Source organism: Microbaculum mangrovi, assembly GCF_051390635.1.
Lineage (GTDB): Bacteria > Pseudomonadota > Alphaproteobacteria > Rhizobiales > Tepidamorphaceae > Microbaculum.
On the sequence record NZ_JBPODT010000003.1, the window covers coordinates 1 to 17886 of the forward strand.

Below are 17886 nucleotides of genomic sequence, written 5' to 3' on the forward strand. Positions count from 1 at the left end.
GCCGCACACACGATCCGTCCGCTAGCCACAGACGCCCGCGCTTCGGTTGCTTCATGGGTACCTTGAGCCCCTCGCGCCGCCAGATGCGATAGACGCGCTTGACGTTCACCACCCAACTTTCGGCATTCAGCAGTGCCGTGATCCCGCGGTAGCCATATCGACCATATTGCTCAGCCAGGCGAATGACCGCTCTGGTTAGCGCGGCCGATACACAGGTGCCGACGTGGTGCGAACGCTCGAACGGGTAACGGCCGAATATGGCCTGCCGAGGTCGATCCGCGTCGACCAGGGCCCGGAGTTCATCTCCAGGGACCTCGACTTGTGGGCCTACATGAATGGTGTTGTCCTGGACTATTCCCGGCCGGGCAAGCCGACCGACAACAGCTTCGCTGAAGCGTTCAACGGCAAGGTCCGGGCCGAATGCATCGACCAGGATTGGTTCTTGTCGCTGGCCGATGCCAGGCTAAAATGCGAAGCGTACCGCCACGAGTACAACACCGAGCGACCGCATAGTTCGATCGGCAACAAGTTGCCGGTCGAGTTCATGAAATCCATCGGGGCCACCTGTCACCCGATGGCCTAGAACAGGCGAGAAGGCCCAAGGCCGCGGTCCAACGTTCGGGGCAAGTCCAAATGCCTGTCCTTCCACTTGATCATCCTGAACCATTCGCCGCAACGCTCGGCGTGATGCTCTATCCAAGTGCGGACGAAATGGAACGGCGAAAGGCGAACGCATTTACGGCGCAGTATCTGGCTGGCCCACTTCGCGAATTTCACGCTAAAGGCGGACAACTGACATATGCCAAATTGGCGCGTCTGTCCGAAGACAGTGGATACCCATTGCGCGACATCGAAACGCGATGGTGGAATGGCACCGCCATAGGCGAGATGTTCAAAGCTCTATTCGCACTGGCCAACACCGATGCGTCGATCGCATCTTGGAACAATGCAATCGAGCTTGCTATTAGAGTCACTGCACGATCAAGAGTCACCGGCTCACGGTCGACGTTGTCGGAGGTCAAGAGACAGTTTCTCCCGGCGGCGCATCTTTGGGCCGCATGGGTAATTCGCGGAGGCAGTTTCGCCTCCCGGCCTGAAGTTGGGTATGACGAGTATGCGGACTTCCAGTCATTCCTGGCTGAGGCAGAGATTTTGCGGCATTGGGGACAGAATTGGCGACCGCAACGCTCGAAAGCGGAGCCACCCTTGCCAAAGGATATCTGGCAGGTTTCGGAAGGTTGGCGCCCACTCGACCGCAAGCCGGATTGGCCTCAGACCGGTGTTGTCCCTTATCTAACGATCCCTACGGAATTGACGTCGGACTTCCGACCCGCCGGGCGCCCTCGGAAATCGCAGTAAATCCTGTCCGGAAATTTCCGGACGAGTATTTTGACCCCCTATACCTGCTTATCGTTTCTCCGGGAAAACATGCCCTGGAGCCTACTTATGTCACCTTCTCTATCTAAAGTCGGAATCGAGAGCGTTTCGGTTTCTGACTTAAAGCCGAACGCGCGCAACGCGCGCACGCATACGCGGAAGCAGCTGAAGCAGATCGCTTCCTCGATCGAGCGGTTCGGCTTTGTGAACCCGGTGCTGGTCGACAGTGACGGCGGCATCATCGCCGGCCACGGTCGCGTCGAGGCGGCGAAGCTGCTCTGCCTCGAGGAGGTGCCGGTCCTTCGGATCGAGCATCTCAACGAAACCGAAAAGCGCGCCTATGTGATTGCCGACAACCGGCTTGCGGAACTTGCCGGCTGGGATCGCGATCTGCTTGCGATCGAGCTCGGCGAACTGATCGAATTCGAGTTCGATGTCGAGCTGACCGGTTTCTCGATCGCCGAAACGGATGTTCTGATCGAGGAGCACGAGGCGAAGGCCGGCGAACCCGATCCGGATGACGAAGCGCCGGAAGCTGAACTCAACCGTCCCGCCGTCACGCAGACCGGAGATGTCTGGCAGCTCGGCGACCATCGTCTCGTCTGCGGCGATGCCCGCGACGAAAGCGCTTACGAGGCGCTTCTCACCAGCGCCGAAGTCGACGGACAGGGTCGCGAAAAGGCGCGGCTGGTCTTCACCGATCCGCCCTACAACGTTCGCATCGAAAACAACGTCTCGGGTCTCGGCAAGATCAGGCACGGCGAGTTCGCGATGGCTTCCGGCGAGATGTCGAAGGCAGAGTTCACGGGTTTCCTTGCAACGGTCTTCGACCGCCTTGCCGGACACTCTCTCGACGGGTCGATCCATTTCGTCTGCATGGACTGGCGTCACCTTGCTGAAGCACTTGCCGCAGGAGAGGCGGTCTATCCGGAGCTGAAGAACCTCATCGTCTGGGTCAAGCCCAACGGCGGCATGGGCACCTTCTACCGCTCGCGTCATGAACTGGTCCTTGCCTTCAAGTCGGGCACCGCGCCGCACATCAACAGCTTCGAGCTCGGCCAGACGGGCCGGTACCGCACGAACGTCTGGGAATATGCCGGTGCGAACAGTTTCCACGCAGAGCGGCTCGAGGAGCTTGCGATGCACCCGACGGTCAAGCCGGTCGCCCTCGTTGCCGACGCCATCAGGGATTGTTCGAAGCGCAGGGACATCGTCCTGGATCCGTTCGGAGGGTCCGGCTCGACGCTGATTGCGGCAGAGCGCACCGGTCGCCGCGCAAGGCTCGTCGAGATCGATCCGCACTATTGCGACGTCATCATCCGGCGCTGGCAGACGCTGACCGGAAAGGCGGCAGTTCATGCCGCAACCGGCGCGCCCTTCGAGGCACGCGAGGAAGAGCACCTCACCGAAGATGCAACGGCCGGACCCGAAACCGGCGAAGGGGACAGGGAGCCGACGCCGGCCGATCGTGCAGTCGCCGCCGCAGGCTGTCTCTCCACGGCAGCGGAATCGAGGACCGGATCGACCGCATTGGCAAACGACGCAAACGTGAAGGAGTAGCGACATGACCAGGAAGCCGAAGAAGAACGGCAGCCCGAGGAATCACGAGGATGCACCTTACGAGGTCGGATTCGGCAAGCCGCCGGACCGCACGAAGTTCAAGCCGGGCCAGTCAGGAAATCCGAAGGGCCGCAGCAAGGGGTCGCGGAATTTCAGCACCGATGTGCGCGAGGCGCTCAAGGCAAAGGTTCGGGTCAGGGACGGTGAAGGCTCCCGCAAGACCTCGACCCAGGAAGCAGCCCTGATGCGCCTGCGGGAGAAGGCGCTGAAGGGCGACGCCCGCAGTCTGGAACGCCTGCTCGAGCTCGCCGCGACCTACAACAACGATCCCGAAGCGGTGGCCGTGGAGGACGTGTCGGAAACGGACCGCGAGATACTGGAGGCACTCCTTTCGCGCCGCAGCCGGCCGAAGGGCGTCATCCGCTCTGCAATCGGCGCCGCCAACGAACAGCCTGCAGCTGGTCACGACGACACCGCGAAGACCGGATCCGATCCGGATGACCCCGATATCGAGGAGATCCTCCGGTGACTCTTCCGCGTCCGGTTGCCGCACTTCTGAGGTCGGATTTTCACGCCTTCCTCCACAAGTGCTTCGTCACGGTTTCGCCCGGCGATGCCTTCATCGACAACTGGCATATCGAGGCGATCATCCATCGCCTCGATACGGTCGAGATCGGCGCAGAGCGCCGGCTCATCATCAACCAGCCGCCGCGGTCGCTGAAGTCAATCATCGTCTCGGTGGCCTGGCCCGCCTGGCTTCTCGGCCACGATCCCTCGAAGCGGATCATCTGCGTCAGTTATTCCAGCGATCTTGCGGAAGATCTGCACCGGATGTTCCGCGCGGTGATCGAATCAGAGTGGTACCGCAAGCTGTTTCCCCAGATGCGTGTCCGAAAGGATACCGGAAACGAACTTGTTACGAGGCAAGGCGGATTTCGCTTTGCAACCTCGGTCGGCGGCACATTGACCGGACGCGGCGGTGACCTGATCGTCATCGACGATCCGCACAAGGCCGAAGATGCGCAGTCGGAACCTCAGCGGCGTCGCGTCATCGACTGGTTCTCGAACACGCTTCTCTCGCGTCTCGACGACAAGGTCCACGGCGCGGTCGTGCTCGTGATGCAGCGTCTTCACGAGGACGACCTGACCGGCCGCCTGCTTATGCAGTCGGACGATTGGGATCATCTGAGCCTTGCTGCAATCGCGCCCGAAGACGAGGAAATAGAGCTCGGTGCCGGCCTGACATACGCCCGCGCGCGCGGCGAGGCATTGCAGCCGGAGCGCGAACCGCTGGACATCCTCGAAAGCCTCAAGGCTGAAATGGGCAGCCTCATGTTCTCGGCGCAGTACCAGCAGGCGCCGGTTCCTCTCGAAGGCAATCTGGTCCGTCGTGAGTGGTTCCTGCGTTACGACCAGGTCCCCGACCGCAAGGGCGGCGCGATGATCGTGCAGAGCTGGGATATCGCGAGCGCCGTCGGCGAGACCAACGACTGGTCCGTCTGCACGACGTGGCTGGTCGCCAGGGAAGACTGTTATCTGCTCGACGTGTTCCGCGATCGCCTGGAGTTTCCGGACCTGCGGCGCAAGGTCATTGCGCTTGCGCAGCGGGACAATGCGAATGCTGTGCTGATCGAGAAGGCCGGGCTCGGGCTGCAGCTCTACCAGGATATCGCCGAAAACAGGCCACATGGCGTAGTGCGGCCGATTGCGGTCCGGCCCGACGGCAGCAAGGCCGATCGCATGGCTGCACAGACCGCAAAGATCGAAGCCGGTCATGTGCTCCTCCCGGAAAATGCATCGTGGCTCGATGTGTTTCTCAACGAGCTGCTCGCGTTTCCCAACAGTCGCCACGATGACCAGGTCGACAGCGTCTCGCAGCTGCTGAACTGGGTCGCCCGCCGGCGTTCATTGCAGGGAACGGTTTCGTTCCAGGGCGGCGAGATCATCTACGGCGACACCAGGCCCGGATTCTGACCTGGTGGGAAATGGGCACCCCGGTCTCCGATCGTGGCAGCGATGTCGCCTGCAAAGAGTTTACCATGCGCCGGCCGCGACCGAATCGCGATGGCGGCATTCGGCCCGTTGCGATCACTTGGCGGGTATGCAGCGCATGATGGCTTCGCGCCTGACAGAGCATTGGTAGCCATCCCGAACTACCGGCCGATCCAGTCCCTTGAAACGGGCAACAAGACAACCCGGGGTAACCATTGTGATATGCTAGGTATTTGGGCGATCCGGAACTAATGGATACAAACTTGCCGATCGTATCGGGAACCCTGTATCCCTCGAAGCCCGAGGCACGGAGTATTCGCCGCAAATAAGGGGGCGCGTGGATTTGTTGTCGAGCGATCTTGCCGGACCGAACCGCCGTCGTGCGCTCAGCCGTATGCTGAAACACGATGCGTCAATGTAATTGAATTCCATGCGGATCGTCTTCAGTCGCAAGGGATTTGATTCAAGCGCTGGCGGTTGTCCAAGCCCGATTATCAACGGCCAACCTCTATCCCTACCGATCCCGGCCCGAAAATCACCAAGCCCAGTTCGATATATAGACTTGATGGGCAACTACGGCTCACTCGTTGAGGACCTTACGAAGGGGAGGGTAAGCCAGTATAGCCGGTGCCATCTCGATCCGGATTTGGTATCTTCGGTTCTTCCACGGCGTTCTGGATGGCGTGGTGCGCTTGGCCAAGTCGGTGCCGCTCAGGCCCATCTGTCAAATTCGGGGGTCGGGGTCGGGGATCTATTTCTGTTCTGGGGTCTTTTTCGAAATGCCGAGCGAAGAGATGCCTGGACATTCCATGGTCCCCCCGAGCATCGGCTGTTTGGCTGGCTCCAGGTAGGCGAGATCCTGCAACTAGGCGAGGACGGGTCGTTCGTTGCACAGAAATGGCCGTGGCTTCGGGACCATCCCCACGTACGCAATGGCTGGGGTCGCCGTAACGTCCTGTATATCGCTTCTGCAAGACTTCATCTGGGCAGATCCATCCCGAAGCTTCCAGGATGGGGTATTTTTCGACGCGGACTTAAATTGACTGTTGAGGGAGACAATCCATCAACGTGGTCCGTTCCAGATTGGCTAAACGCGGCTCGCGGAGGCGTCGGCATGACGTATCATAAAGCCCACAGATGGACGTCGAATGGCACTATGGCCTGCGCCAGACGCGGCCAGGAATTTGTCGCGGAAATCGGTAAGCGGGAAGATGCGTTTTCTTGGTTGGGCAGACTTTTCGCAGATACGCGGTGACAATGAATGCGTACCTTGATCTATAAGAGAACACACGAGGGCGATCCGGATCCGGAGACCGGAGTATTTGGCTGCGGCGATTGCATGGGCTCTGTTCGTACGCGGAACTTTGACGCGGTTATCGGCATTGGAGGTGTGAGTCACCTGCCGAAACTTCACGGGATTGCTCGCAGGCTCACATGGATCGGCATCGGACCGCGGGAGTCTGGCTGGAACGGTCGTGGACCACAACTGAGCTTCCGTCATTTCAGGTATTTCGGAAAAGACGGGCCATTGCTGGAGAACAAATATCCGAGGTTGGCCCAGCATATGTACGGGATAAACCGCAGGTACGTGATACATCGGCCGTACTCAGAAAGCCCGACCGCCATCGACAACGATGTCGCTGCGATTCTCCATCTTGCAACGGATTCATCATCTTCCGGAGTATCTACGCGACGGAGACGCCAAATATTCGGAGGAAGGTGCATTGTGAAACCAGCTCGTCACGGCTCCTGCTAGATACAGACGATAGCTACCGGTAATTGGTCGACGCTATCGTAAGTCGTCTGTTTGTACTGAATTCGCATGCGCCGGCTGGCGACGGTGCGCCAGAGGAATCGGGACCTGAAAGTCTGCGATAAAGTCGAGAAAGCCAATTGCCGGCACAGGAGATCTCACCGTACCGCAGGTCCCCTCACTGAGGACAATCCGGAATCAAGAATTGGTAGAAGCCAGTCCGAACAGCCGCGTTACAACCTCGTCGATCGTCTGAAGCACGTCGAAGCGGCTTCGCGGCAGAATCCTGTGTGAGGGGCGCTCGTTCCTTGCACCTCGTGTATGCCGCGCGACCCTGTCGGGCAGCTCGGGAAGCGGATCACCAGGATGGCCGCCAAACCACAGGAACGGTCCCTGTTCCATCGTCCCGGGATCAAACAGGATCCAGATGACGCACCCGCCGGTTTTCGTCGCCAGATTGCTGTGGATGCTTACGTCCCGGGTTTTCGCGGAACGGTAGCTGCCCTTCAGCTGGATATGGCGCATGACTCGGTTCGCCTCGAAGACGAGGTCGTAGCCGCCACGGTCGACTTCCGCGCGCAGGACCTCGATGTCCCGGATACCATGCCGCCAAAGACACCTCAGCACATCGCCCGTGAACACGTGCTCGAGGATACTCTCTCGCAGGCGGGATTCGAGATAGTGCGCCGTATCGGTCATCGGTGGCTGTCTCGATGTCGTATCCGGGTTGTCCCTGACTGATCGGTGATTGCTTCCTTCCGGCGGGAAGTCCAGTGAAATGAGACTCATAGTCTGTAGATCAATAATCTGCAAAACGCCCCGATGGCCGCATGGATATTCGGCGGCGCGTCGGCATCAATGTCAGCAGGCTTCGCGGGGACCTCGGTCTTTCGCAGGAAGCGCTCTCATTCGAATGCGGACTGCACCGCACATACATCAGTGGCGTGGAACGCGGCGTCCGCAATCCGACAGTTGTGGTTCTGGCACGCATTGCCGAAGCGCTTGGTGTACCCGCATGGAAGCTTCTGGAAGAAGACGGAAGCACACGACGCAAATAGCCAGGCATGGTGACACGCCGGCCGGTCCGGACCGTTTGCGGGGGCATCTGTTTTCCCCGTCCGGACTTTCCGTTTCAGGGCTTCACTTCCGCTCCAAAGCAAGCATGCATGTTCCTGTGTACACGAGCCATGACGGCACGCGGTTCGGTTCCGCAGCAGGAAGTGGAAACGTCGCCAGCACAGGCATCCGGGACGGCAATCGCCTGAACGTCTGAAATGGGATCCCCGACGGTCGATGGCCGATGCGGGGGCAGGGCAGTGGGAGGGCCGCGATCGGCGCGGTCCGAGCCGAAGGAGCATCCCATGCCCCAACTCACCGATACCCAACTGATCCTGTTGTCAAAGGCCGCACAGGCCGAAGGCCACGTCGTCACCCTGCCGGACAGGCTGAAAGGCGGCGCTGCGAACAAGGTCGTCGGCAAGCTGCTGGACCTGCAGTTCGTGGAAGAGTTCCCCGCCGGCCGCGACATGCCGGTCTGGCGCCACGACGATGACGATCGGCCTCTGGCTCTGCGCGCGACCGACGCCGGCCTGGAAGCCATCGGCATCACGGAAGCGGGCCAGCCGAGCACTGGGGGTCGCAAGTCGACGAAGGGAACCAGGCGCCCCGCCAATGTGCAAGCGGCCGGGTCGCGAAAATCCGGATCGACAGTCAAAGGCCGACAAGGTCCGTCCGTGAACGCCAGCCCCCGGCGGTCCTCCAAACAGGACGCGGTCATCGCTCTCCTGCAGCGCAAATCCGGCGCGACGATTGTCGAACTGACCGATGCGACGGGCTGGTTGCCGCACTCGGCACGCGCGGTGCTGAGCGGCCTGCGCAAGCGCGGCTTCGTCATCGATACGGACAGGTCGGGAAAGACCGGAACCCGATACAGGATCATCGAGACGCCAGCGAACGATGGTCCTGAATCGGCTCGGAAATCCGGATGAGAAGGACTGGCACGATGGACGAACGCTTGTCCGAATCGCCGGCTGGTCCGATGGTGTCTGGGCCTGGCGGCACCCAGGTCGAGGCTGAGCTGAGATCTCTCGGCGCCCTGAGCCTCCGGAACCTGCGGGCGCGGTGGAAGAGCCTCTATGGCCACACCGCGCCCCCGTATCTGCGCCGCGATCTCCTGATCCAGGCGATAGCGTATCAGATGCAGGTCGAGAAGTATGGGGGCCTGTCGGCGGCAACGAAACGCAAGATCCGGACGATCGCAGAAGCGGCGCGCGGCAAGGGCGATGTATCATCCGCCGTCGATCGCCCGCTACGACCCGGAACGCGACTGGTTCGCGAATGGCGCGGCGAGACCCATACCGTCGCTGTTGTCGACGGAGGCTTCGAGTGGCGCTGCAATCGCTATCGCTCGCTGTCCGCGGTCGCCAGGGCCATTACCGGCACCAGCTGGAACGGTCGCGTCTTCTTCGGCCTCAAGGCGTCGTCGACGCCTGCCAGGCGATCACGGCCACCTCGAACGATGTGCTCAGGTTCGGAAACTGCGGAACCTGAGAGGCAGGAGGCCAGCGATGCCTGACCGGGGCGATGCGAAGGGCAGCCGTGCAGGCCGCAGATCAAACGGATCTGTCCGGAGCAGCCGGTGCGCCATCTACACCCGCAAGTCCTCGGAGGAAGGGCTCGAACAGGACTTCAACAGCCTGCAGGCCCAGCGCGAAGCCTGCGAGGCCTATTGCCTGAGCCAACGCCACGAGGGCTGGGCGGCACTGCCGGGCCCTTATGACGACGGTGGCATCTCAGGCGGCACGATGGAGCGCCCGGCCCTCAGACGCCTCATTGCCGATATCGAGGCTGGTCTCGTCGACATCGTCGTTGTCTACAAGGTCGACCGGCTGACCCGATCACTCTCCGACTTCGCCCGCATGGTCGAGATCTTCGATCGGAACAGGGTATCGTTCGTCTCTGTGACGCAGCAGTTCAACACGACCAGCTCGATGGGACGGCTGACGCTGAACGTCCTCCTGTCCTTCGCCCAGTTCGAGCGCGAGGTCACCGCCGAGCGCATCCGCGACAAGATCGCGGCATCCAAGGCAAAGGGCATGTGGATGGGTGGCTTTGTCCCGCTCGGCTACGATGCCAGCGACCGGACGCTCACCATAAACGAGCCCGAGGCCGAAACCGTCCGGACGATCTGCCGGCTCTATCTGGAGCTTGGCAACGTCCGGCGCCTGAAAGACGAACTCGACCGGCGCGACTTCCGGACCAAGGCCTACGTCACGAAGACGGGCCGCAGGATCGGCGGTCTGCCCTTCAGCCGCGGCCACCTCTACAGGATCCTGTCGAACCCGATCTACATCGGCGAAATCGATCACAAGGGCAAACGCCACAAGGGCCAGCATCCGGCGATCATCGACCGCAAGCTGTGGGATGATGTTCAGGCGCAGTTGCGATCCAACGGCCATGCCAGGCGCATCGGTCGCAACGCAAAGGAACCGAGCCTTCTGGCTGGCCTTCTCCACGACGGACAGGGCAACCGGCTGACACCGACCCATGCGGTGAAGTCAGGCCGGCGTTACCGCTACTATGCCCGGGTACGGTCCCATGCGCGGGGCAAGGACGAAAATTGCTGGAAGGCATACCGGATCGCAGCCACCGGGATCGAACCGGTCGTGATCGATCAGATCGCCGGTTTCCTCCGGGATGCGTCACGACTGACTGCGGAGCTTGGCCTCGAGGCACTGCCCGTATCACGACAGACGGAGATGACGGCCGCGGCGTCCCGTTTGGCAATGCGCGTCGAGACAGAGTCCGTATCCGGACAACGCGAAATCCTGCTCGACGTCGTGCAGGAGATCCGTCTCGGCGACGGGCGTCTCCGGATACGGCTGGATCGGTCGAGGCTGGTCGAAGCCCTGTCGCCCGGCGACGACGAAGCAGGTCTCAAAGACTGCCTGCCAGGCGATGGATCGATCGAGCTCCATCGCACGATCACATTCGCCCGTCGTGGCGTCGAGACGAAGCTCGTCATCGAGGATCAGTCAGACACCAGCCGCCGTGCCCCCGATCCGGTACTGATCAAGACTGTTGCCCGCGGACACCACTGGTTCGATCTGCTTGCATCAGGCAAGGCCCGGACGCTGCGGGAGATCGCCAGTGCCGAGGGGGTATCGGAGCGCTACGTCGCGAGGCTCATACCTCTGGCATTCCTCGCGCCGCCGCTGATCGAGGCGATCCTCGAAGGGCGCCAGCCGGTCACATTGGATGCGACGAACCTGATGGCGGCAGCGCCACTGCCGCTCGGGTGGAGAGAGCAGGTCGCGGTTATCGGTCGGCAGCCTAGCTTCGCGAAAAGTGAAGCCGCAGTGTGAGCGTAGCCCAAAGAAACGGAACCGCGTCGCGATACGATCAGACGCCGACTAGCGCCAGTGTGGAGCGCGCCAGCCGGCATCGACTGCTTCCCGTTCAGAGCAGAACCAGCGCTCCCCCTTGGACTCGTCGATCCTGGTCCGCGAATACCAGGGCGACCAGGGCGGATGATAGATCTTCCCATTGCGGGAAATGTTGCCCTTGATTGGGCAGCCTTCCGGGGCCTCCTGTTCGGCGACGGTCCACTTCTCGGCGCGGTAGTCCCATGGCGCCCTGGCCGGGCCCTGCCAGACACCGAGGCCAGCCGAACGGGCCTGCTGCTCTACATCGACATAGTCGCTTGCGTATTTGACGAAGGCCCAGGCATGACCGTCGGCGACCATGCGCTGATTGATCTCGACGCCGCCAACGGTGCAGATGCCGAGTAGCCGGTCATAGTCGTCCTTCCCGAGGATCTCGCAACGGACGTCTTTGCCTTCGGCAAGGTCAGCGATCGCTCCGGTTGCTTCATCCCCGCAACGCCAGGAACCGCCACTTGCCTTGTCGCATTTCTGTCCGGCTTCGGGAGCGTCGATGCCATAGAGGCGTATCGTAGCGTGCGCGACTTCGATCGTGTCGCCGTCAATGATCGAAGCACGGCCCGACACGACGTCGGCGGCGGACGCAATAGTCGCCGACAACAGCAGGAGGACGAATGCGAGCCTCATTGATTGCTTGCCTCCTGCACATCGATTTCCTGTAGGGCCATCGCCAGCAGAAAGCCGATCATCTCGAGCCCCAGACTGTCGGCTTCCGCCTCGCACGACGCCAGTATTTCGCGCAAGGCAGAAAGCCTGGAAGATCGATCAGTCATCGACGCCTCTTTGCGTATCTCAAGCGGTACATTGCAGCCGGGCGTCCGCCCGGTTTCAGCCGATCCCAGCATATCCGATTGATTGCAAAGTTGCGAGCCAACAACCGGATATAACCGAACTTTGCGATAGGTCCGGTACCTGTCCGCGCAGACAGCCAGAAACTCCGGGGTGCCCACCTGCAGGTGGCCGGCAAACGCGGGCACAGCTACTTCCACATCGACCGCATGCGTTCACGGATATCGATCGTGTTCGTCATCGCAGAACGCGTCTCCTCCGATTCCGACGCCGTCGGTCGTGAGGTCATGGAGAAGTGTTCGAGGATGGAGTCGGGGACAAAACGCGTGCGGCCGGCATAGACGTGGCGATCTCCACACCCGGGCTGGCCGGAGTTGTAGATCGATTGCGCGATTACCGATGTTGAGGTGGGCGAAAGTCGCGCTTTGCTGTTGCATTGAGTTGAAACACAGATCCAGCCGGTTCGTCGACCGCAGCCCCGCCAGCATCGCAATCGCGTCATCGACCGCCGTTTTTATGTTCGGCATGCGGCAAAATGCAGTCGATCAACGCAATAAACTCGAACGACCGCATTTGGCCGGGAGCGGCCCGTCCGGTTTTGGCAATCCGAACGTGGAAAGCTGCCATTCGGCAAGCGGCCACATTTCGGCCGGACCGAATTGCGCCCTCATTATCGCCGTTCCACTGGACTGACGCTGATCCCGGGAGCGGTCGTTTATTCACGTTTCGGAAATCGGCGCGTTTGGTGGGTTACCGGCCACCAGCTTTGATGCGCCGGAATGGTGCTTCCTGTCGGTCATTCAGATCAGTCGTGTTGGCCGCTTTACGCAACTGCCGTTACGTGGCTGAGACTGACGCAGGCGAACAATCGAGGACAACGGGACTAGGGTCGGCAAATGTCGCCTGTCGGTTGGATACCGGTCGAGAATGGTGAACATGCCGCGAATATTTCGAATGAGGATCGTAGGGTTACGGTGAGACGATCACACGTAGAGCCGTCTCGGTCGTTTTCACCAGATAGAGTTCCGTCGTTCCAATTAGCAGCAGGACGTCGTCGGTGTTCATCGCGACCGAGGAGGCGGGCTGTACGAGTATACCTCTTGGGTGATGGCTTTCGCGGGTGAACTTGCGGTTCTAGGATCACTGTGGTGGGACAGGGTATGAAGTTTCGCAGCTCCCTCGCAAAACTCCCGGAAAAAATTTTGATTTAGGCCCAGACGTTTTCCGGCGGTAACAACGATACGCAAGCATCGATGGTAAGAGGACAAGGAAGACAAGCGGTGAGTGAGGATGGTTCAGACCCGGAAGAACTTTTCCACCCGGCGTTCGTCGTGCGCGCCCTCGAATGGGCCGAGCAACTGACGCCAGAAGAACTCTTGGCCGCGGCAAAAATCGATCAGGTGAGCGCGAGCGGCTACATACCCAAGGCCGCGCTGGTGAGGCTGGTTCGCCGACACCGGGTCGAGGGAGCCAAGGAACTGAGCGATCGACTGAGCCATGCACTGATCATGCGCGCCTATGCCTTCGCCCACGCCGTCTGCAGGAAGTTCGGCAACGAGCAGCGGGAGCTGGTTCACGAGGCAATGACCGCCTTCCTCGACGATCTGGCGAAGAAGGACTCGATCGACTGGTGGGAGATCACCTTTGATCGAGAGCTCAAGAACCGGATCAAGGATGCATATCGCCGATTGTTCAAGCGCCATCGCGACCGAAGCGTCACGTTCGGCGAGGAGCATGAGCGGAGCGACGGCGGCAAGCACGCGGCACGGGTGGCGCGCGATGCCTCGCTGGCCGCGATCGCCGAGAAATATCTCAAGACGCCTGAGCGGCGGCGCTTGTTCATGCTGATCATGTCCGGTGACCTGCCCATCGAGGCACCCGACGGGACCGAAGATCTGGTCCGGCTGACCGGAAAGGCGAAGAGCACACTGGCCGGACTCAAGCAGCAATTTACGCGCATCATACAAGATGCGCTGGAGGAGAAGGGGTAATGACCAAAGCCAATCCTGACCTCGGCAGCCTGGCCGAGAAGTTCATCGAGCAGGGCCTGTGGGACGCCGAACTGGTCGCCCAGCTCGACGATGCCGCGATCGATGAATTGTTCGAGCACCTCGTTGCTCACTCGGCCGTCGATACGGCGGCGGCGACCGCCGACGTGGAGTCGGTGGTGCTGGACGATGAGCAGCAGGCTGCTGTGCTCAGCCTGCAGAGCTATTATCTCGGCGAAGTCGCGCGCCGTCCCGAAGGCGGGTCCGCCGAGCAGCAATTGGCGCGCCCGTCGACCTGGCTTGCGATCGAGCCGGCAGTGCGTGACCGCGACTTCCTTATTAGGCTCCAGCAGCGTCGGCTGCGGGGCCCCGGACAACGCTGCCTTCGCGATCTTGCCGATTTACTCGGTCAGTCGCGCGCCGCGGTGCGGGACTTTCTTGCCGGTCCGCCGGGCTATGGGCTTGCGACGGCCGAGAATCGCAACCGCGCCAAGCTGCAGGACGATGGCACCGAGGAATTCGCCTCGGCGCTCTCCCGCTCCGAAGTTCCCGATGTCTTCAAGCGACGATGGCTGGAAGACGAGCCATGACCGGTTTCGACCTTGCGAGGCTGGCGGCGCGACAGCTTCGCGGCGAGCATGTCGCGTCCGACGCCGACGCGCAGACGGCGGTGGCGGCTGCGGTGGCCGCGCTTGGATTTAAAATTGAGTCGGTCCCGCCCGGCGATACCTTGATCGGGACGAGCGACGCGAAGCTGCTGCGCGAATGGTCCAGGATCTACGTCCGCAACGACGTCTCGGACGAAGATGCAGCCGCCTTCGTCGCCCACGAGCTGGGGCATTTACGGCTGCATCGTCCGCAGGATGCCTGTGCCGGGTCGGATCCCGACGCCGGCCGTTCGCGAGCTCTCTCCCGCGTCGATTCCTATGGGCCAAGGGAACGGCGTGAATTGCAGGCCAATGTCTTCGGCCGCGAGTTCCTGCTGCCGCGCACATTGGCGAGGCGCATGTTTCTCGACGAAAGGAAGAACGCCGCGGAGATTGCGAGCTTGCTCAAATTACCACCGGCCCTCGTTCGACGGCAATTGTTCGACAGTCTTCTGGGGCCAGACGTCGCAGAACCCAAGTATGGCGGCGGGGGCGGCGTTGCCAAGCCCGACCAGAGCCAGATCGATGCCGCGCGGTTCGACGGTCCCGCCTTGCTGCTTGAGGCTGGGCCGGGATCAGGCAAGACGCGCACTTTGGTCATGCGGGTCGACCATCTACTGACCACGCGGGGGGTCGCGCCCGATCAGATCCTCGCGCTGACCTTCTCGAACAAAGCGGCCGGCGAAATCGCCGAGCGGATCATGCTCGCCAACGCCGAGGCGGCGGCGGAAATATGGACCGGAACCTTCCATGCGTTCGGTCTCGACCTCATTCGGCGCTACTATGACCGGCTCGACCTCCCGGCGGGCGTGCAGCTGATCGATCGCGCCCAGGCGATCGAATTGTTGGAGGATCGGCTACCCCTGATGGGGCTGAAGCATTATCACGACCTGCGCTATCCGGAGCAGGCGCTGAAGACGATCCTAGGTGCGATCTCGCGCGCCAAGGACGAGCTGGTCGATGCTAAGGAATTCGCGCGGCGCGCCGCCGAAGCGCTGGCAGCGGCCAGCACAACCGAGGAGATCGAGGCCGCCGAGCGCGCCTGTGAGGCGGCGCGGGTCTATGAAATCTATACGGCGGCCCTGCGGGACGCGGGCGCCGTGGATTTCGGCGACCTAGTGATGTTGCCGACCCGACTGCTGATCGAGAATGAGGGTGTGAGACGGCAGGTCGCCTTTAGGCATGGCCATGTCCTCGTCGACGAATATCAAGACGTCAATCGCGCCAGCGCCCGGTTGCTGATCGAGCTTCGCCGGGAGGGGTCGCACCTGTGGGTGGTGGGCGACGCCCGGCAATCGCTCTACCGGTGGCGCGGTGCGTCCTCTGCCAACATGGCCGGTTTCGAGGCCGATTTCACGGGCGGCAAGCGGCTGCCGCTCGACCGCAATTATCGCTCGACTGACCATATTGTGTCGCTTGGTAAGGCGTTCGCGCGCGAGATGCGGGCCGGGCGCAACGGTCTTGCTTATAATGCCGAAGCGGATCGTGAGGAGCCGGGGACGGCGACGCGGCTGTTGGTCGGGCTCGACGACGCCTGCGAAGGCGAATTGGTCGCACAAGAGATCATTCGCTTCCGTGAGGCAGGTGTGCCGCTCGGCGGCCAGGCGGTGTTGGCGCCAACCAATGCCCGGCTCGACATCGCCGCCGACATCTTGGCGCGCCACGGCCTCGCCACCAGCCATCTCGGCTCCTTCTTCGAGCGCGAGGAGGTCCGCGACCTATTCGCGGTACTCGCCTTGCTGGCCGAGGCCAATGGCGGCGCTCTAGTGCGGGTCGCGGCAATGCGCGAGATCCGCGTGGGCGCCGCCGATATCGGCGTGATCGTCCGACAAGCGCTTGATGAACGTGAGCCGGTGGTATCGCTCCTCTGCCGCGCCTCCCGCATCGACGGGATCAGCGCGAGCGGCGCGGCGGCGCTCGAACGGCTTGGCGCTCAGCTTGACGGGCTCACCCCCTACACGCCCGCATTCGAAGTTGCAGCGACCTGGCTAGTCGACCGATCCGACTATCTGCGCGACCTGGCCTCCGCTCCCGGTCCGGCCGGCACTTCGGCCCGAGCGGCGCTCCTGGCGCTCCTGACCTTCCTCGATCAGCGCGAGCTTGGCGGCCAACCGCTCACGCCAGCGCGCGCTCTGAAGCGGATGCGCAGCACAATGCTATTGTCCGACGATCGCGATCTGCGCAGCGTCACCTTGGGCAGCGACTCCGACGCGGTGCATCTGATGACGATCCACGGCGCAAAGGGCTTGGAGTTTCCGGCCGTGCACGTCGTCGGACTGCACAAGAATTGCCTGCCCGGTATATTCCGGCGCGACACAAGTCCGCTTCCGCCGGGTCTAGTCGAACCGGAAACGCGCGAAACCCATCTCGAGGAAGAGGAATGCCTGTTCTTCGTCGCCATTTCGCGCGCCGAAGATCATTTGCGCCTCTACCATAGCGAAAAAGCCAATGTGCAGATGCGACGGCCCTCGCCCTTCCTGGCCCGGCTCGCGCCGCTCGACCGACAGAGTCTCGGCAATCCAACCATCGCCAGAAGTCCGAAGTCGCCGCCACTTGCGGCGATCGCCACCGACACTATCAATCTGTTCGACATACGCGACCATGAGAAGTGCCCGCTGAAGATCGCCTATCGCCGCATTTTCGGCATCCCCGGGCGGCGTCACGAGTCGCCCTTCCTGAAGACATCGGGCGTTCTCTACCAGCTGGTTGACCGGGTCGCGGAGGTCGCAGGTCCAGCTGTCGAGCGCGGGATCGCCCAGCTGCTCGATGAGATTTGGCTGGAACGCGGGCCAGCGGACGATGGCCTTGCGGCCGATTATCGCGATTATGCCGAAAGGCAGGCGGCGGCGCTCGCCCGACTCGCCACGGGTTATGATGCGGTCGATTTCAAGCGGATCGAGCTACCGATTGCAGGCGGGACGATCCACATCGGCGCGCCTCTGGTGAAGCAAAGTGCATCCGCCGCTGAAATCCGCTTTCTTGACGCAGGCAGGCGCCGATCGAAAAGTGGCGACGATGCCTCCGCCGGCCTGCTCTTGTCAGCGGCCCGCCTTGCCTTCGGTGCGAACGCGGCTGTGTCGATTGGGCACGTCACTAGCGGCGATGTCGTCCCAGTGACGCGCGATGCCGCCAAGTCTGTAGGCGATGTCGAAGCCGCCGGGAAGGTGCTGGCGGCGATCAACAGCGGCGTGCTGCCCCCAAAACCGACTGCCCACAATTGCGGGCGCTGCCCCTATTTCGTCGGCTGCCCGGCGGTCGGCGCACCGGAGCCCTGCTGACCTTCGGAGCAGACGAAATCCGGCGCTCAATTCGATGACTCCGTATCCCCGGCAATTCAG

14 protein-coding genes and 2 pseudogenes are annotated in these 17886 nt (G+C 61.9%); 12 read left to right on the forward strand and 4 right to left on the reverse strand.

All coding sequences use genetic code 11. From position 1 onward, the window contains the following. Window positions 1-202: pseudogene (locus ACSF9G_RS12705) on the reverse strand (IS3 family transposase); the annotation flags it as partial. Between ACSF9G_RS12705 and ACSF9G_RS12710 the strand changes: the two are divergent. The 5 genes and pseudogenes from ACSF9G_RS12710 to ACSF9G_RS12730 form a co-directional block, all read left to right on the forward strand. Beyond that, a pseudogene (locus tag ACSF9G_RS12710) lies at window positions 200-583 on the forward strand (integrase core domain-containing protein); the annotation flags it as partial. The pseudogenes ACSF9G_RS12705 and ACSF9G_RS12710 sit on opposite strands and share 3 nt — an antisense overlap. An 863-nt stretch (window positions 584-1446) precedes the next feature. After that, entirely contained in the window at window positions 1447-2937 is a 1491-nt protein-coding gene (locus ACSF9G_RS12715; RefSeq protein WP_436642156.1) for a site-specific DNA-methyltransferase, read from the forward strand. Window positions 2938-2941: 4 nt separating this feature from the next. Then, complete coding sequence (locus ACSF9G_RS12720) at window positions 2942-3466, forward strand: DUF5681 domain-containing protein (RefSeq protein ID WP_436642158.1); 525 nt, start codon at window positions 2942-2944, stop codon at window positions 3464-3466. Further along, complete coding sequence (gene terL / locus ACSF9G_RS12725) at window positions 3463-4911, forward strand: phage terminase large subunit (protein WP_436642160.1); 1449 nt, start codon at window positions 3463-3465, stop codon at window positions 4909-4911. Before ACSF9G_RS12720 ends, terL begins: the two co-directional genes overlap by 4 nt. A gap of 448 nt (window positions 4912-5359) precedes the next feature. Next, on the forward strand, window positions 5360-6184 hold the full coding sequence (locus ACSF9G_RS12730; protein ID WP_436642162.1) for an Nmad3 family putative nucleotide modification protein: 825 nt from the start codon (window positions 5360-5362) through the stop codon (window positions 6182-6184). Between the two features lie 696 nt (window positions 6185-6880). Here ACSF9G_RS12730 and ACSF9G_RS12735 read toward each other — a convergent pair. Continuing rightward, window positions 6881-7381, reverse strand: coding sequence for a hypothetical protein (locus tag ACSF9G_RS12735; RefSeq protein ID WP_436642164.1), 501 nt, complete (start codon window positions 7379-7381; stop codon window positions 6881-6883). Between the two features lie 131 nt (window positions 7382-7512). On the opposite strand from ACSF9G_RS12735, the gene ACSF9G_RS12740 reads away from it, so the two are divergent. The 4 genes from ACSF9G_RS12740 (at window position 7513) to ACSF9G_RS12755 (ending at window position 11046) form a co-directional block, all read left to right on the forward strand. Next, window positions 7513-7740: a helix-turn-helix domain-containing protein gene (locus ACSF9G_RS12740; RefSeq protein ID WP_436642166.1), complete on the forward strand. Its 228-nt coding sequence runs from the start codon at window positions 7513-7515 to the stop codon at window positions 7738-7740. A gap of 303 nt (window positions 7741-8043) precedes the next feature. Further along, on the forward strand, window positions 8044-8670 hold the full coding sequence (locus tag ACSF9G_RS12745; protein ID WP_436642168.1) for a DUF3489 domain-containing protein: 627 nt from the start codon (window positions 8044-8046) through the stop codon (window positions 8668-8670). Between the two features lie 14 nt (window positions 8671-8684). Next, window positions 8685-9257 carry a DUF2924 domain-containing protein gene (locus tag ACSF9G_RS12750; RefSeq protein ID WP_436642170.1) on the forward strand — a complete coding sequence of 191 codons (573 nt, stop codon included), beginning with the start codon at window positions 8685-8687 and terminating at the stop codon, window positions 9255-9257. Beyond that, the gene (locus ACSF9G_RS12755) at window positions 9250-11046 is read left to right on the forward strand and encodes a recombinase family protein (protein WP_436642172.1); all 1797 of its coding nucleotides are present in this window, start codon (window positions 9250-9252) and stop codon (window positions 11044-11046) included. Before ACSF9G_RS12750 ends, ACSF9G_RS12755 begins: the two co-directional genes overlap by 8 nt. A 48-nt stretch (window positions 11047-11094) precedes the next feature. Here ACSF9G_RS12755 and ACSF9G_RS12760 read toward each other — a convergent pair whose 3' ends face one another. Both ACSF9G_RS12760 and ACSF9G_RS12765 read right to left on the reverse strand, forming a co-directional pair. Then, window positions 11095-11751: a thermonuclease family protein gene (locus ACSF9G_RS12760; protein WP_436642174.1), complete on the reverse strand. Its 657-nt coding sequence runs from the start codon at window positions 11749-11751 to the stop codon at window positions 11095-11097. Next, window positions 11748-12101, reverse strand: a complete 354-nt coding sequence (locus tag ACSF9G_RS12765; RefSeq protein ID WP_436642176.1) for a hypothetical protein — start codon at window positions 12099-12101, stop codon at window positions 11748-11750. The genes ACSF9G_RS12760 and ACSF9G_RS12765 overlap by 4 nt, the downstream gene beginning before the upstream one ends. 1092 nt (window positions 12102-13193) lie before the next feature. On the opposite strand from ACSF9G_RS12765, the gene ACSF9G_RS12770 reads away from it, so the two are divergent. The 3 genes from ACSF9G_RS12770 to ACSF9G_RS12780 are packed head-to-tail and all read left to right on the forward strand — an operon-like array spanning window position 13194 to window position 17826. Beyond that, window positions 13194-13904, forward strand: a complete 711-nt coding sequence (locus ACSF9G_RS12770) for a hypothetical protein (RefSeq protein WP_436642178.1) — start codon at window positions 13194-13196, stop codon at window positions 13902-13904. Continuing rightward, window positions 13904-14491 carry a hypothetical protein gene (locus ACSF9G_RS12775; protein WP_436642180.1) on the forward strand — a complete coding sequence of 196 codons (588 nt, stop codon included), beginning with the start codon at window positions 13904-13906 and terminating at the stop codon, window positions 14489-14491. The genes ACSF9G_RS12770 and ACSF9G_RS12775 overlap by 1 nt, the downstream gene beginning before the upstream one ends. After that, window positions 14488-17826, forward strand: a complete 3339-nt coding sequence (locus ACSF9G_RS12780) for a UvrD-helicase domain-containing protein (protein WP_436642182.1) — start codon at window positions 14488-14490, stop codon at window positions 17824-17826. Before ACSF9G_RS12775 ends, ACSF9G_RS12780 begins: the two co-directional genes overlap by 4 nt. The last annotated feature ends 60 nt before the right edge of the window (window positions 17827-17886 follow it).

Coding starts and splice junctions, on each gene's coding strand:
- ACSF9G_RS12780 (WP_436642182.1), top strand. CDS start 14,488: ATGACCGGTTTCGACCTTGCGAGGCTGGCGGCGCGACAGCTTCGCGGC.
- ACSF9G_RS12735 (WP_436642164.1), bottom strand. CDS start 7,381: ATGACCGATACGGCGCACTATCTCGAATCCCGCCTGCGAGAGAGTATC.
- ACSF9G_RS12760 (WP_436642174.1), bottom strand. CDS start 11,751: ATGAGGCTCGCATTCGTCCTCCTGCTGTTGTCGGCGACTATTGCGTCC.
- ACSF9G_RS12775 (WP_436642180.1), top strand. CDS start 13,904: ATGACCAAAGCCAATCCTGACCTCGGCAGCCTGGCCGAGAAGTTCATC.
- ACSF9G_RS12745 (WP_436642168.1), top strand. CDS start 8,044: ATGCCCCAACTCACCGATACCCAACTGATCCTGTTGTCAAAGGCCGCA.
- ACSF9G_RS12740 (WP_436642166.1), top strand. CDS start 7,513: ATGGATATTCGGCGGCGCGTCGGCATCAATGTCAGCAGGCTTCGCGGG.
- ACSF9G_RS12730 (WP_436642162.1), top strand. CDS start 5,360: ATGCGGATCGTCTTCAGTCGCAAGGGATTTGATTCAAGCGCTGGCGGT.
- ACSF9G_RS12755 (WP_436642172.1), top strand. CDS start 9,250: ATGCCTGACCGGGGCGATGCGAAGGGCAGCCGTGCAGGCCGCAGATCA.
- ACSF9G_RS12750 (WP_436642170.1), top strand. CDS start 8,685: ATGGACGAACGCTTGTCCGAATCGCCGGCTGGTCCGATGGTGTCTGGG.
- ACSF9G_RS12715 (WP_436642156.1), top strand. CDS start 1,447: ATGTCACCTTCTCTATCTAAAGTCGGAATCGAGAGCGTTTCGGTTTCT.
- ACSF9G_RS12720 (WP_436642158.1), top strand. CDS start 2,942: ATGACCAGGAAGCCGAAGAAGAACGGCAGCCCGAGGAATCACGAGGAT.